Source organism: Nocardia sp. NPDC055002, from assembly GCF_053608825.1.
The window spans coordinates 1-13,427 of record NZ_JBSGWE010000011.1; the positions used below are offsets into that span (position 1 = coordinate 1).

General features: G+C 67.2%; 15 protein-coding genes and 1 tRNA gene. 6 read left to right on the plus strand and 10 right to left on the minus strand.

Translation table 11 applies throughout. The features are described 5' to 3' along the window. The first annotated feature begins 205 nt into the window (after positions 1–205). Entirely contained in the window at positions 206–2,059 is a 1,854-nt protein-coding gene (locus tag ACWF99_RS30805) for a TerD family protein (RefSeq protein WP_378637735.1), read from the plus strand. Here the strand turns inward: ACWF99_RS30805 and ACWF99_RS30810 are convergent. Then, positions 2,056–2,346, minus strand: a complete 291-nt coding sequence (locus ACWF99_RS30810; RefSeq protein WP_378637732.1) for a hypothetical protein — start codon at positions 2,344–2,346, stop codon at positions 2,056–2,058. The genes ACWF99_RS30805 and ACWF99_RS30810 overlap by 4 nt on opposite strands. 205 nt (positions 2,347–2,551) lie before the next feature. Here ACWF99_RS30810 and ACWF99_RS30815 point away from each other — a divergent pair, with 205 nt between their 5' ends. Beyond that, a complete protein-coding gene (locus ACWF99_RS30815; protein ID WP_101469239.1) occupies positions 2,552–2,824 on the plus strand; it encodes a hypothetical protein in 273 nt (90 codons plus the stop codon). 164 nt (positions 2,825–2,988) lie between these two features. Here the strand turns inward: ACWF99_RS30815 and ACWF99_RS30820 are convergent, their stop codons facing one another. The 7 genes from ACWF99_RS30820 to ACWF99_RS30850 all read right to left on the minus strand — a co-directional run bounded on the left by ACWF99_RS30820 (position 2,989) and on the right by ACWF99_RS30850 (position 9,130). Then, positions 2,989–3,477, minus strand: coding sequence for an FBP domain-containing protein (locus ACWF99_RS30820; RefSeq protein ID WP_378637730.1), 489 nt, complete (start codon positions 3,475–3,477; stop codon positions 2,989–2,991). 117 nt (positions 3,478–3,594) lie between these two features. Continuing rightward, a complete protein-coding gene (locus ACWF99_RS30825; RefSeq protein WP_452538185.1) occupies positions 3,595–4,815 on the minus strand; it encodes a vWA domain-containing protein in 1,221 nt (406 codons plus the stop codon). Between the two features lie 51 nt (positions 4,816–4,866). Further along, positions 4,867–5,487, minus strand: a complete 621-nt coding sequence (locus ACWF99_RS30830; protein WP_378637725.1) for a response regulator — start codon at positions 5,485–5,487, stop codon at positions 4,867–4,869. After that, positions 5,484–6,629 (minus strand): sensor histidine kinase, encoded by a 1,146-nt coding sequence (locus ACWF99_RS30835; protein ID WP_452538099.1) that lies wholly within the window; start codon positions 6,627–6,629, stop codon positions 5,484–5,486. Before ACWF99_RS30835 ends, ACWF99_RS30830 begins: the two co-directional genes overlap by 4 nt. Beyond that, on the minus strand, positions 6,626–7,438 hold the full coding sequence (locus ACWF99_RS30840) for an ABC transporter permease (RefSeq protein ID WP_452538100.1): 813 nt from the start codon (positions 7,436–7,438) through the stop codon (positions 6,626–6,628). Before ACWF99_RS30840 ends, ACWF99_RS30835 begins: the two co-directional genes overlap by 4 nt. Beyond that, positions 7,435–8,361 (minus strand): ABC transporter ATP-binding protein, encoded by a 927-nt coding sequence (locus tag ACWF99_RS30845; RefSeq protein WP_378637718.1) that lies wholly within the window; start codon positions 8,359–8,361, stop codon positions 7,435–7,437. Before ACWF99_RS30845 ends, ACWF99_RS30840 begins: the two co-directional genes overlap by 4 nt. A 91-nt stretch (positions 8,362–8,452) precedes the next feature. After that, on the minus strand, positions 8,453–9,130 hold the full coding sequence (locus ACWF99_RS30850; protein WP_378637716.1) for a hypothetical protein: 678 nt from the start codon (positions 9,128–9,130) through the stop codon (positions 8,453–8,455). A gap of 38 nt (positions 9,131–9,168) precedes the next feature. Here ACWF99_RS30850 and ACWF99_RS30855 point away from each other — a divergent pair, with 38 nt between their 5' ends. From ACWF99_RS30855 to ACWF99_RS30865, 3 genes are all read left to right on the plus strand, one after another. Beyond that, positions 9,169–9,789, plus strand: coding sequence for a TetR/AcrR family transcriptional regulator (locus ACWF99_RS30855; protein WP_378637714.1), 621 nt, complete (start codon positions 9,169–9,171; stop codon positions 9,787–9,789). A 68-nt stretch (positions 9,790–9,857) separates the two neighbouring features. Beyond that, positions 9,858–10,385, plus strand: a complete 528-nt coding sequence (locus ACWF99_RS30860) for a nitroreductase family deazaflavin-dependent oxidoreductase (protein WP_452538101.1) — start codon at positions 9,858–9,860, stop codon at positions 10,383–10,385. 145 nt (positions 10,386–10,530) lie between these two features. After that, a complete protein-coding gene (locus ACWF99_RS30865) occupies positions 10,531–11,310 on the plus strand; it encodes an ATP-grasp domain-containing protein (protein WP_452538102.1) in 780 nt (259 codons plus the stop codon). Between the two features lie 7 nt (positions 11,311–11,317). Here ACWF99_RS30865 and ACWF99_RS30870 read toward each other — a convergent pair whose 3' ends face one another. After that, complete coding sequence (locus ACWF99_RS30870; RefSeq protein ID WP_452538103.1) at positions 11,318–12,337, minus strand: aldo/keto reductase; 1,020 nt, start codon at positions 12,335–12,337, stop codon at positions 11,318–11,320. 120 nt (positions 12,338–12,457) lie between these two features. Here ACWF99_RS30870 and ACWF99_RS30875 point away from each other — a divergent pair, with 120 nt between their 5' ends. Next, entirely contained in the window at positions 12,458–13,030 is a 573-nt protein-coding gene (locus ACWF99_RS30875; RefSeq protein ID WP_452538104.1) for a TetR/AcrR family transcriptional regulator, read from the plus strand. Positions 13,031–13,293: 263 nt separating this feature from the next. Here the strand turns inward: ACWF99_RS30875 and ACWF99_RS30880 are convergent. Next, a tRNA-Ile gene (locus ACWF99_RS30880) sits at positions 13,294–13,367 on the minus strand. Positions 13,368–13,427 lie beyond the last annotated feature (60 nt).

Below are 13,427 nucleotides of genomic sequence, written 5' to 3' on the forward strand. Positions count from 1 at the left end.
GGCGCCGGTGCGTAGGCGACGAAGGAGCAAGCACCGGTGCCTGACCGGCGGCCCCTCAGGGCCGCGGACACGCGCGCGCCAGCGCGCCAACAACACAGCGTTCACCGTTCTGGGACTACCGAACCCCCGAATCCCCGCACGCCCCGACCACTCCACCACCCAGCACCAAAACCCTGTCGGACCCCCATGACATCATGCGAGCACCATGGAACTACGCAAGGGTGCGCACGCGCCGGTACCGACATCGCTTCTCGCCGTGGTCGTTTCATGGCGGTCGGCGCATACCGTAGACGCGCATGCCCTGCTGGTCACCGAGTCGGGCCTGGTCCGCGCCGACCGGGATTTCGTCTTCTTCAACGCGCCCCGGCACGCCTCCCAGGCGGTGACCCTCGACCAGGAACCCGCCCCCGGCACCGCGCGGCTGAGCATCTCACTGCCCCGCACCGAACCCGAGGTGGCGCGCATCGTCATCAGCGCGTCCCTCGACGACGCCACCTTCGACCAGCTCTGCGACCTCACCTTGACCGTGCACGCCGCCGACGGCCCGATCGCCCAGTTCACCATCGACGGTATCGAAGACGTCCAGGCGATGATGTTCGGCGAGTTCTATCGCCGCGACGGCCAGTGGCGGTTCCGCGCGATCGGCCAGGGTTGGTCGGGCGGGCTGGCCGGACTCGCCAGTGAATTCGGGGTCACGGTCGACGAGCCGGCCACCGGACGTCCCAGCATCACGCCCGACGACAGCTCGCGGGTACCCGCGCGACCGAATGGGGCCGCCGCTGACGCCGCTGCGCGCTCCGTCGATCGCGCACGATTCGCGAGTGTGCCGTCACGGCACGACGCGTCTTCTGCCGATCTGCCCGACGCCGATCACCGGGCGAACTGGTCGTCCCCCGAGTCTCCGAATCCCGCCGCAGCCCGACACGACGGACCGACATCGACGCGCCCACCGGCCCTGTCCCGCCGCGTCATCGACGTACCGCCCCCGCCACCGGCCGACCCGGAGGTCGCCGACTGGCACCCGGACCCGGAAACCCCCGATCAACTCCGCTGGTGGGACGGCGACGAGTGGACCTCGAGCGTCCACCCGCACATCCACGATCACCGAACCCGCTGTACCCGCTGTGGTAGCCCGCTGCGGCGCAAGCTGTTCGGTGGGCACGGACCGTGCAAGAACTGCGCCGCCGAAATCGAGGAGTTCCTCACGCACTGGCGCAACCGGGCCAGGCGCGTCCTCGCGGGTCCCGGCACGATGTCGGTGGAATGGACCGAGGTGTGGGCCGCTCTGCGCTTCCAGCGCATCGACGAGGAGCGCGGCCGAACACTGCTGCGCGAGGCGGGTCTGACCCAGGTCGAGCGGATGGTCGCCTTCGCCTTCGCCGACGGTGAGGTGTTCGCCGAGGAACTGGACGCCTTCGAACACGTGGTCAGCGAGCTGGCGCTGTCCGGCGGCATCGTCGACGATCTGCGTCGCCGAATGCATCGCGGCCGCACCCTGTCCCGCTTGCGCGCCGGCGAACTGCCCACCGTCAACACCCCCGGTCTGCACCTGGACCCCGACGAACGCGTGCACCTCGATCTGCCCGCCGTCCACGTCCGCATGCTCGCGCGCGGCCCACGCAACACCGAGGGTCGCCTGATCGGCAGTTCCAAGAAGCTGCGTTTCGTCGGCCACGGCACCGGCATCGAGCTGCCGTGGAACCGGGTGGTGTCGGTGCACCCCGAGCACGGCACCGTCGTGCTCGCGGCGACCTCGGCGCGCGGCGGCGCGACCTTCGGCGTCGCCGACCCCGACTATGTGGCGGCAGCATTGGAAGGCGCACTGCGCGTATCGAAACGTCTGGTCCTGACGCCGGGCCAGCTCGACAGCCGCAGCATCCCCCAGGATGTGAAAGCCCAGGTGTGGCAGCGCGACGGTGGCGCGTGCGTCGAATGCGGTGACGGCCACTACCTGGAGTTCGACCACATCATCCCGCTCAGCCGCGGTGGTGCGACGAGCGTGACGAACCTGCAGATCCTGTGCCGGGCCTGCAATCGCGCCAAGGGCGCGCGGATCTAACCGAGAATCGCGTTCATGATGGTGCCGCCACTGGTGGCGACGACGCCGCCGATCATCGCGCCCGCGATCATCTTCGGCGACTCCATCGCACTACCGTTCCACTTCTCCCAGGCGAACTTTCCACCGGCGACAGTGATGGCGAGCACACCCGACAGAATCATGAACCAGGTCAGGTACTGAACCATTTTCATGATCTTGTCCGACAGCGGAGGCGCTTCCGGCGAGGGATTGCCGATCTGCGCATACGTGGTGATGGTGTCGGCCATCGACGTCAGAATGATGCTCATAGCCTGCTCCCCTATCGCGTGACGCGAACTGCGTTCCAGCCCTGCCGTATTCGATCGTGGTCCAGGATACGGGCGCGAACCCCCTGCACACCAACAAAACCGATCGGTTCGGTCGGATGGGCACCGACACGGTGACAGATGACCGGATACCATCAGTGCAGAGTTCATCGTCGTCCCGTTCCTCCGAGATACCGAGTGAGACCCCATGCTCCTGGCCGCCGTCACCGATACCTTGGCGCAGATCGGCAATCCGACCCCCGAAGCACCGCCACTGGCGGACAAGATCATGCAGCTGGTCAGGTACCTGACCTGGTTCATCTTGTTGTCCGGCATCATCGCCATCACTGTCGCGGGCGGAAAATTCGCCTGGGAGAAGTGGACCGGCAGCTCCATGGAGTCGCCGAAGATGGTCGCGGGCGCGATGATCGGCGGCGTCGTCGCCACCAGCGCGGGCACCATCATGAACGCGATGCTCTAGGTTCCTGCTCCGCTCGGGACGGTCCGGGATCAGCCCGGGCCGACTCGACCGGCCAGAAACGCTTCGACCCGAGTTCTGTTGGGGTTCAACAGAACTCGGGTCAGCTGAACTCTCGAGTGTCGGCGCACAGCATCTACCTCCTGTCGTTCGGTGGTTCGGGTCGGCTAGGTGTAGAGCCGGTCCACGAAGGCGTTCAGGTTTTCCACCACTCGCTGGGCCTTCTCCTCCGGGGTCAGATCCTCGCGATACCGGCTGCCCATCGACGGCCGCTTCTTGTTGCGCGCGTACAGCGAGCAGGCCAGATCGGTACACATGTAGCTACCGACCGTGTTGCCTTTACGCCCCGACTCGCCCGTCTTGCTCGCGGTCATCAGCGAAACGCCGCCGCCGGAGTGCGTGGTGAGGCAGATCGTGCACATCTGTGTCTTGCCCGACCCGCCGGTCTCGTGCCGCAACGCGACGCTGACCAGCCCGTCCTCCCGCGGCACCGAGATATAACAGCGCCCCGCGTACGAGGGGTCGGTCCAGCCGAGGAAGTCGAGATCCTCCCAGGGGCGTTCGACCAGGTCACGCGGCACATTCAAGCGCTTGGCGTCGCCCTTCGAACAGTTGACGAACGACGACCTGATATCGCGTTCGGTAATGGGTTCCATGCGTTGCTCCTTCCAGTCTGCGTACTGCAAACGGTAGACACGCTAACGATCCCCACCTGCGGAGACAACCTGTTTTCCGGCCACCGGTGACGAGCATCCCCGCCGATGACCCGGCTGTCAGCGGAGGATCCCCGCGGCCCGCGCGGCGCGCAGCCAGTCGGGGAACTCACCGAGCAGCCTCCCGTACAGCTCGGCGTCGCTGATCTGGTCGATGTCGTCGAGGGCGAAGAAGCCCGCGTTGTCCACGACGCGGCCGTCGAGTTCGTCGAGGGTGCGCAGGACACCGAAGTTGGCTGTGCCGAGGCCGATGAACTGCCAGAAGGCGGGCAGGTGGGCGGCCTCGCGCATCAGGGCCGCGATCTCGCGCTTCTTCGCGAAGCCACCGTCGGTGAAGAACAGGACGAGAGTGGGCTCGGTGAGGGTGTCGATGACCGCCCGCATGATCGGCAGTTCGTCGTTGCGGCCGCCGATGGCGTTGTAGTCGACGCCCTGGTGCGTGCCCTTGAGATGGAGATAGGTGTGCGCCCACTGCTCCCCGCCCTCGACGGTGATATCGGGCAGTTTCACGTAGCTGAGCGCGTAGAGGTAGGCCTCGAGTACGCCGTCGTCATCGAGTTGCGTGGCGACCGGGATCATTCGCTCGACGACCCGATGCACCGTCCCGGCGCGATACATCTTCTCCATGCTGCCGGTCTTGTCGATCACCAGCACCACCCGCGCCCTGGCGCCGAACGCGCTCTTGTCGAGCAGCACCTTCGCGACTTCGCGCTTGCGCATGTCCAGCCGCTGCCGCTTCTCGAACGACAGCGCCGCCTCGCCGGGAACCGTCCGAACTTCCACCACCGCTTCCGGCTCGTCGACGCTCACCCCGTGGTCGGTTACCAGGTCGGCGAATCCGCCCGCGTAACCCTGTCCGACGGCGCGGACTTTCCACTGGCCACCGCGGCGATACAGCTCGAGCGCGATCACCACCGACTCGCGACCGAGTCCGTCGATCACGTACTCGTGCAGCACATTCCCCGCACGGTCAGCGACCGAGGCCACCGGCGACGTGGCGCCGCCGAACGTATCCCCCTCTGCCGCGACAGTGATCACGGCGCGAATCTGCGCGATCTCGACCGGTACGGCGCCGAGTGACACCTCGAGCCCGGCACCGTGGAGCCGAACACCCGGCGCCTGCGGCTGATTGAAGAAGACGAAGTCCGCGTCCGAACGCACCTTTCCCGCGTCGGTCACCAGCAGTGCCGAGAGGTCGGCGGCCACGCCGCCGCGAACCGACAGCACCACCTCCCCCGAAGCCAAGCCCGCATTCTGTCCCTTGACCAGCGCAGCAGCCATCGCCATCCCTCTCATCGCACCGTAATGCCCCACACCCTAGGCGAATACGGGCTAGATCCAGCCCTTCTCGCGCGCTTTGAGGGCGGCTTCGTAGCGATTGGACACCCCGAGCTTGGTCATCGCCGAGGACAGGTAGTTGCGGGTGGTACCCGGGGACAGGTGTGCGCGTTTGGCGATATCCTCCACGGAGGCGCCGTCGGCGGCGAATTCGAGGACGTCGGCCTCGCGGGCGGTGAGGACGGTGTCGCCCGCGCTGATGGCTTCGGCCGCGAGCTCGGGATCGACATATCGGCCACCGTTGTGCACCGACCGGATCACCTCGGCCAGCGTCGCCGCGGAGGTCGTCTTGGGCAGGAATCCGCGCACACCGGCCGCGAGAGCGCGCTTGAGATAACCGGGCCTGCCATGACTGGTGACGATCAAAGTGCCCGCACCAGGAGTGATTCGGAGCAGTTCGACGGCGGTGTCGATGCCGTCGATGCCCGGCATCTGCAGATCGATGACCGCGACCGCGCCCGGTTCGCCGTCCTCGGCCCTGCGGCGCCACGCGGCGACGAGTTCCGCACCGGAGCCGACGTGGGCGACGACCTCCAGATCGGGCTCCAGGCCGAGCATCGTCGCCATGGCGGCGCGGATGAGGGTCTCGTCGTCGGCGAGGAATACGGGAATCACTGCTTCTCCCAATGGATTTCGAGGGCGAATTCGTCGCCGGAGGTGGCGACGTCGAGGGTCGCGCCGACAGCGGCGAGTCGTTCGCCGAGGCCGCGCAGCCCGGATCGTTCACCGATCGCGCCCTGCGGTCGGTCGTTGCGCAGCGACATGCCGGACCCGCCGAGTGCGAGGGTCGCGGTGGTCGCGGCCGAGTGTTCGACGATATTGGTTGTGCCTTCCCGGACCACCCAGGCCGCGACTTCATGAAACGCCGCGGGCACCTTGGCCGCGTCACCCTCCACGACGAGTGCGCAACCCGCCGCCGACAGCAGCGATCGCGCCCCGGCCACCTCCCCGCGCAGGTCGATATTGCGGTAGCCGCGCACCAGGGTGCGCATCTGCCCCATCGATTCGACCGCCAGTGTTCTGACCTCGTCCATTTCCGCAGTCGCTCGATCGATGTCGCCTGCCCGTGACAGTGCCACCGCCAGTTCACTTTTCACCGCGATGGCCGAGAAGCCGCGTCCCACGACATCGTGGAGGTCGCGCGAGAAGCGCAACCGTTCCTCGGCGACCTGCAGTTGCGCCTCGACACCTTTGGTTCGCTCCAACTCGTCGATGATTCCCAGACCCCACACGGTGAGCCGCGTCAATACGATCGCGAAGACCCCGGTGCACAGAAACGCCGCCGCGCCTCGAAGGCCCGCGCCCAGTGGCGTGCCGAAGACCACCAGCGGAGTGGCCGCGCTGAGAACGACCAGGATCCACCACTTGTGACGAGTGAACGGGATGACGGAGAAGATCGCCATGAACACCGCGGACACACCCACCGTGCGCGCGCTGAGGACGGTCGCCTCGTCGGTGGCCACGCGGGCGACGAGCCCGCTGATCGCCCACAGCGCGACCAACATCACGATGGCGACGGGCAACATCCGCGGCCGTGCCACCACACCGGGAACGGTGGCGAAAGCGGGTTGTGCCTCCAACGCGAACCCGGCCGCGATGCCACCGGCGACGATCCCGAGCACCGATGGCACCGACTCGGCACTGATCGCCAGCGTGACGACGAGCACGGCGATCACCGCCTGGAACGAGAGCCGGGTGTAGAGCCGGAACTTGGCGGCTCCCGACAGCTCATGCCACCAGGCGGTCGCGCGCGTCACCCGCGGTCGTCCCAGCGGAAGCTCTTGCGGGTCAGCACGAGCGCCAGCACGGTCCATAGCGCCAGTGTCGCAAACGGCCGGCCGGATTCGGTGACGGTGCCGGCGAAGCCGAGCGCGGCGTCGGATTCGGCGAACGACGACAGCGTGCCCGAGGTGCCGAGGGAGATGAGGTCGGAGACGGCGGCGAACGGGGTCCAGTCGGCCGCCTGCGCCAGCCGATCGGGCAGCACACCGCGGATCGAGGACATGCCGAGCATCGCGATGATCATCACCGGCAGTGAGGTGATCTGCGCGGCCTCGGCGTTCTTGGTGTACGCGCTGGTCGCCAGGGCGAGCAGTGAGAACAGCACTGTCCCACCGGCGAGTGCTACCACGATCGCCAGTGGGTTGACGGGCGCGGGGGCGCCGGTGCCGTAGACCACCGCGGTGATGACGGCGGTGCACGCGAGCGTCATGATGGCGCCCGGGACGGCCGGAGCGAGCTGGATCTGCCAGTCGGCGGCCTCGCCCGTGCGCAACCGTTTGAGGACGCCTTCGCTACGGCGGGTGGTCACCATCGACAGCACCGAGTAGTACTGCACGAACAGCAGGGTGAGCAGCGCCAGCAATTCGAAGGTCACCGCCGCCATCGCCGCTGTGGGCTCGGCGTCTTTGCGGGCGATGAAGTAGCTGGCCAGCGGAATTCCGATCGGGAAGACCGTCGCCATGTAGACGAGAGTTTTGTTGCGCCGGAACTGCAGCCACTCCGCCGTGGCGAGCGCGGTGAGTGGTCGACGGCGAAATCCGGCGGCGGGCAGGGCGGTGGTCATCGTGCTCCGATCAAGGTGGGAGTGGTTGCCTCGGCGATATCGAGAAAGACCGATTCCAGGGATGCGGCGCGCGCTTCGAGTCCGGTCAGGCGCACGCCCGCTTCGCGGGCCCAGCCGAGCAGCTCGAACAGGTGACCTTGGAGATCGTTGGTGCTGATGGTGACTCGCGCTTGCGCGTCGACGCGGGCGCCGCGCAACTGCGGTACGGGCAGGCCGGGGTGATCGAAGGCGATCCGCGCCGGATGGTCGTCGACGATGTCGCGCAGCGTGCCCCTGCGGGCGATCGCGCCCTTGTGCATGATCGCGATCTGATCGGCGAGCGCTTCGGCCTCGTCCAGGTAGTGCGTGGTGAGGACCATCGTCACCCCCGACGCTTTGAGGTCGGCGAGCAATTGCCATGTCCCCCGCCGGCTTTCCGGATCGAGGCCGGTGGTCGGTTCGTCGAGGAACAGCAGGCGCGGCTGTCCGAGCAGGGCGCAGGCCAGGTCGACGCGGCGCTGCTCACCACCCGACAGCGAGCCGACCCGTACCCCGGATCGGTCGGTCAGGCCGACCTGCGCCAAGACCGCCTCGGCGGTGGTCGGTGCGGTACACGTTCCGCGCCACATTTCGAGCGTCTCGGCGACGGTCAGCTCGGCGGGCAACCCGCCCGACTGCAACATGATGCCGACCCTCGGGCGCACCTGGTCGCGGTGCCGGAGCGGGTCGAGGCCGAAGACTTCGACCTCGCCTGCCGAGGGGGCGATGAGCCCCTCCAGCATGTCGAGGGTGGAAGTCTTTCCCGCGCCGTTGGTTCCGAGCAGGGCGAACACCTCCCCTTCGCGCACCTCGAGGTCCACGCCTTTGACGGCTTCGAACGCGTCGTCGCCGCGGCCGTAGGTTCGGCGCAGCCCGCGTGCGGTGATGACGTCTGTGTTTCTCATGCCTTCTACCGTGGTCGACGCGGGGCATCGCCAGTAGTAAGCGCAGTCACCGATCCCCGATGGGATTCACATGGGTAAGCCATGACATAAGTCATCGGACTGCGGCTGTGCGCAGGAGCGCCACGCCGTAGGCGATGAACCAGGCCGACCACAACAGCCAGCCGGACAGGCCGATGAGACCGAGCGGGCCGTCGTGGTCGATGATCAGGGGCGTGATGGTCGCCGCGGTGAATTGCAGTGCGGCGGCGAGGAATCCGATGGCCGCGTGCCATGGCTTGACGAGGCCGCCGAGCCGGCCCGCGACCGTCAGGCCGACCAGTGCTGTCGCGAGGAAGGTGCCGTTCAGCGCGAGCAGGGCATCGTGCAGCGCCCACAGTGCGCCACCTTCCCCGCTCGAAGTGCCTAGGGCATAACGAATTCCGACGATCACTGTGAAAGTCGCGTTCTGCAACAGCAATCCGGCGAAGCCGACCAGCGACCATCCGGTCCCCGCCGTCCGCTCGGCCGGTCGCAGGGCCGCCAGTGCACCGGCGCCGAACAGCACGGCACAGAACCAGCCCAGCGGTACCGGTGCCATCGCCAGCGCCACGAGGTCGCGGTGGTCGACGAAGAACGTGACGGCCGTGCGCGAGTCGGTACCGGGCTTCGGCAACCCGGCAGGTGCCAAGATCAGATTGGCGCCCAGGATGACCAGCGCGAACCCGATACCGGCGATCCCCGCGACCTGCTGGAACCGCGCACCGCTCGACAGATTAGATTTATCATTCATATTTTGAATATAGGTACCGTAAACTGAAAGGGGAACCCATGGCCACCGACCCACCCCGCCGCCGCTACGACTCCCTTCGCCGCACCCTGCAAGCTCAGGCGACCAGCACCGAGATCGCCCAGGCCGCCCGCAGGCTGTTCGTGGAGCAGGGCTGGGCCGCCACCACGGTCCGCGACGTGGCCCGCGAAGCCGGCGTCTCCGTTCCCACCGTCTACTCCGCCTACGGCAACAAGACCGGGCTCATCCAGGCAATAGTCGACGCCGCCGATCTCTCCGCCGACGCCCCGCGAATGCTCGACACCCTGGAAGCCGCCGCAGGCGACCCCCGAGCCCAGCTGGCCGCCATGGCCGGCTACGACCGTCGCCTCTACGAACGCGCCGCCGACGTCATCGGCCTGATCCGCGAAGCGGGCCGCACCGAACCGGCCCTGGCCACCACCTACCTCGACGCCCGTCACCGCGCCGACCGAACCCGCATCGAGGTCTTCACCTCCTGGCCTCCCGGCACCCTCCGCGAAGACCTCCCCACCTCGGTCGACATCTACGCCGCCCTGTGCACCATCGACGTCTACACCACCCTCACCACCGAACGAGGCTGGTCTCCCGACCGAGTCGAAACCTGGTGGACCACCACCCTCGCCCGCGAACTCCTCGCTTGACGATTCACCCTCGGCCGACCGGAAACTTGTCTACTATCGATCGTAGTAGAACGAACACTGGAGGGGCAGTGAGTGATCCGAACAAGACCGATCCCGGCCATGGCGCCGAGAGGTCATCGATGGCACGGCCGGTGGAATCGTGCTCCCGATTCGCGAACAAGCGCGGCATCTACCTGGGCCACCGATCGACGAAACTCCATGTGGCCCTGTACCGCTGGACCAACGGCCGGGTGGGCGGGCACCTGCCCGCCTGGCCCGGCGCCCGAATACTGCTCCTCGACCACGTCGGCGCCAGAACCGGCACCCACCGAACCTCGCCCCTGATGTACCACGCCGACGGCGACACCATCGCCCTTGCCGCGTCCAAAGCCGGCCAACCGACTCACCCCGCCTGGTTCCACAACCTGAAAGCCAACCCGGACACCACGATCCGGATCGGCGCCCGGTCGCACCCCGTCCGGGCTCGCGTAGCCACCGACGCGGAACGAAACCTGCTGTGGCCGCAGTTCATCGAGTTCTTCCCGAGCTACGACTTCTACCAACGTCACGCAGGCGACCGCAAGATCCCGATCGTGATCCTCACCCCGCGCACCTAGATGTCACCCGACCAGCATCGCCGGTCGGTCTCCTCCGCTGCCGTACGCCGATCCACTGGCGACCGGCGGGGACTTCGGCTGGCGCACAGGTAATTTCCCAGCCATTTGCTGAATCCGCGACGCTGTCGACAGGCATCATCAAGGGATGAGTTTTACGGTGGCCTACCTGCAGTACGCCGGATCGGGTCCGATGCGGCACGAGGAGAAGCTCCTCACCGAGGGACTCGCAAGACTCGACGTCCCCGTCCGTCACTACAGCCTGAAGCGTATTCAACGCAGGCAGTTGGCGTTGGGGCCCGGCATTTTCATCGCCGGGGACATGGATGCGATGCACGGCGCGATGCGCCAATTGGGCATCCCGATACCGCAACCCGACGACTATCCCGACGTGCTTCGCGGCTTCCTCGGACGGAAGGTGTGGGCATCGACACTGGGTGAGATCGAGCGCTCGATGGACGGCGGCTCCTCCCCACCGGTTTTCGTCAAACCCGCGGACCGCCGAAAGGCCTTCACGGGCTCGGTCTGCTACTCGGAACACGATTTCGCCGCATGGGGGAATACCAGTCGGCGCCAGCGCGTCTGGTGCTCCGAGGTCGTCACCTGGGTGTCGGAATACCGCGTCTACGTCATCGGCGGGCAGATCGTGGCCGTCGACCACTACGAGGGTGACAACTCCGTGCCGCTGAACATGGAAGCGGTCGAATCAGCGGTCAGTGCCTACTACCGTTCCGGAACCGCCCCCACGGCCTACGCCATCGATTTCGGCGTACTGGCCAACGGTGAAACGACGCTCGTCGAGGCCAACGACGGCTACGCCCTCGGCGCCTACGACATCACCGCCGACCAGTACACCGCGCTGCTGATGAACCGATGGCGCGATCTCCTCACGTCCGAGGCGCGGCCGGCACGCACCACGAGCTTCTAGCGTCAACTCATCGACGACGCAGGGACGCGTCCAGCAGAGATGGTGGGGTGTCGTGCTTTTCGTGGGGGGCGAGGTCGGTGCCAGGGGCCACGATGGCATCGATGGCGTCGAGGATCTCGGGTGACAGGACGGTGTCGGCGGCGGCCAGCTGGGCGTGCAGGTGGTTCATGGTCCGGGGGCCGATGATGGCGCTGGTGACGGCGGGATGGGCCGTGACGAAACCCAGGGCGAGTTGGATCAGGGTCAGGCCCGCCTGGTCTGCCAGTGCCGCGAGTTGTTCGACGGCGGCCAGCTTGGCGCGGTTGGCCGGGATGGTGGTGTCGAACCGGTCGGGCATGAATGCCGAACGGCTGGTGGTTATCTCGCGGTCGGCGCGGATGGCGCCCGAGAGCCATCCCGAGGCCAGCGGGCTCCAGGCGAGCACGCCGAGACCGTATTCCTCGGTGACCGGCAGGACGTGAGTTTCGATGCCGCGCTGCAGGATCGAATAGCTGGGCTGTTCGGCGACATAGCGGCTCAGGTGGTGTTCTTTGGCCGCCCACTGCGCCTGCACGATGCGGTAGGCGGGGAACGTCGAGGATCCGAAGTAGCGGATCTTGCCCGCACGCTGAAGATCGGTGAGCGCCGAGAGGGTTTCCTCGTCGCTGGTTTCGGGGTCCCAGCGGTGGATCTGATAAAGATCGACGTGGTCGACGTCGAGTCGGCGCAGGCTGTCGTCGAGGGCGGTGGTGAGCCAGCGGCGTGAACCGCCGCGATGATTGCGCTCCTCGCCCATCGGCATGGTCGCCTTCGTGGCCAGCACGATGTCGTCGCGGCGACCCGCGACGGCCTTGCCGACCAGCTCCTCCGATTCGCCCTGGCCGTACATGTCGGCGGTGTCGATGAGGTTGACGCCGCCGTCGATGGCGACGTCGATCATGGCGGTGACCTCGTCCTGCGTGGAATTTCCCAGCTTGCCGAAGTTCATCGCGCCGAGCACGAGCGTGCTGACCTGTACGCCGGTACGGCCCAGAGTGCGGTACTGCATGGCGGTTCCTCCCAGATGGGCTTGGTTCGGCTCGCCGACTCTGGCATCCTCAACCAAGCGGAACAGTGTTCCGTTAATCAACATACGGAACACTGTTCCGTTTAACAAGAGGGAGCTCTCGTGGCCGACAACCCGACCGAGCCGCCGAGCCGCCGAGCCGACGCCCGGCGCAACCAGCAGGCCCTGCTCGACGCGGCCGCGGCCGCCTTCATCGCCTCGGGCGTCGATGTCCCCGTCCGCGAGATCGCGACCCGAGCCGGCGTCGGCGTAGGCACCATCTATCGACACTTCCCGACCCGGGCCGACCTCATCGTCGCCGTCTACCGCCACCAGGTCGAAGCGTGCGCCGAAGCGGGCCCCACACTCCTGGCCGCCCTCGCTTCCCCCCACGCCGCACTGGGCGAATGGATGACCCTGTTCGTCGACTTCCTGACCACCAAACACGGCCTGGCAGAAGCACTTCAATCCGACGCCGCCACCTTCGAAACCCTCCACACCTACTTCCTCGACCGCCTCGTCCCCACCTGCGAAACCCTCCTCACCGCCGCCGCCGGCGCAGGCGAAATCCCCTCCGGCACCGACCCCTACGAACTCCTGCGCGCCGTCGGCAACCTCTGCATCGGCGGCAACACCCCCCGCTACCACCCCCGCCGAATGGTCGCCCTCCTCATCTCAGGGCTGGGCGTTAAGTAGGCGACCAGAGCGCAGGCCAAGAACCTCGCGCGCCGACATACCTGGGCGGCGGTGAGCAGGTGGTTGTCGTCGGCACCAATGCGCAGGTGGGCCGAGCGATACCGGCGGCCGCCGCCGAGATCGGGGCGGCGCAGCGTGTCGCGTTCATCCAGGCGGACCTGCGCCTGGTAGCCGAGAAGTGGCCGGTCATCCTCGACCTGTCCGGCCCTGGCGGCGACCCGTCCCGAATCCACTGGAAGAAACCGCAGTTCAGGAGGGGAAAGTGGGGCGGGTGGGGCTCGAACCCACGACCAGCGGATTATGAGTCCGCGGCTCTAACCGACTGAGCTACCGCCCCTCGCCGCGGGGGTCTCCGCGGGCGAGTCGCATGGTACCCGGCGGAGTGCGGGGTTGACCA

What these genes read in the sequence shown, in the direction of transcription:
- ACWF99_RS30805 (WP_378637735.1), top strand. Translation starts at nt 206, where the DNA reads ATGGAACTACGCAAGGGTGCGCACGCGCCGGTACCGACATCGCTTCTC.
- ACWF99_RS30810 (WP_378637732.1), bottom strand. Translation starts at nt 2,346, where the DNA reads ATGAGCATCATTCTGACGTCGATGGCCGACACCATCACCACGTATGCG.
- ACWF99_RS30815 (WP_101469239.1), top strand. Translation starts at nt 2,552, where the DNA reads ATGCTCCTGGCCGCCGTCACCGATACCTTGGCGCAGATCGGCAATCCG.
- ACWF99_RS30820 (WP_378637730.1), bottom strand. Translation starts at nt 3,477, where the DNA reads ATGGAACCCATTACCGAACGCGATATCAGGTCGTCGTTCGTCAACTGT.
- ACWF99_RS30825 (WP_452538185.1), bottom strand. Translation starts at nt 4,815, where the DNA reads ATGGCTGCTGCGCTGGTCAAGGGACAGAATGCGGGCTTGGCTTCGGGG.
- ACWF99_RS30840 (WP_452538100.1), bottom strand. Translation starts at nt 7,438, where the DNA reads ATGACCACCGCCCTGCCCGCCGCCGGATTTCGCCGTCGACCACTCACC.
- ACWF99_RS30845 (WP_378637718.1), bottom strand. Translation starts at nt 8,361, where the DNA reads ATGAGAAACACAGACGTCATCACCGCACGCGGGCTGCGCCGAACCTAC.
- ACWF99_RS30850 (WP_378637716.1), bottom strand. Translation starts at nt 9,130, where the DNA reads ATGAATGATAAATCTAATCTGTCGAGCGGTGCGCGGTTCCAGCAGGTC.
- ACWF99_RS30855 (WP_378637714.1), top strand. Translation starts at nt 9,169, where the DNA reads ATGGCCACCGACCCACCCCGCCGCCGCTACGACTCCCTTCGCCGCACC.
- ACWF99_RS30865 (WP_452538102.1), top strand. Translation starts at nt 10,531, where the DNA reads ATGAGTTTTACGGTGGCCTACCTGCAGTACGCCGGATCGGGTCCGATG.
- ACWF99_RS30870 (WP_452538103.1), bottom strand. Translation starts at nt 12,337, where the DNA reads ATGCAGTACCGCACTCTGGGCCGTACCGGCGTACAGGTCAGCACGCTC.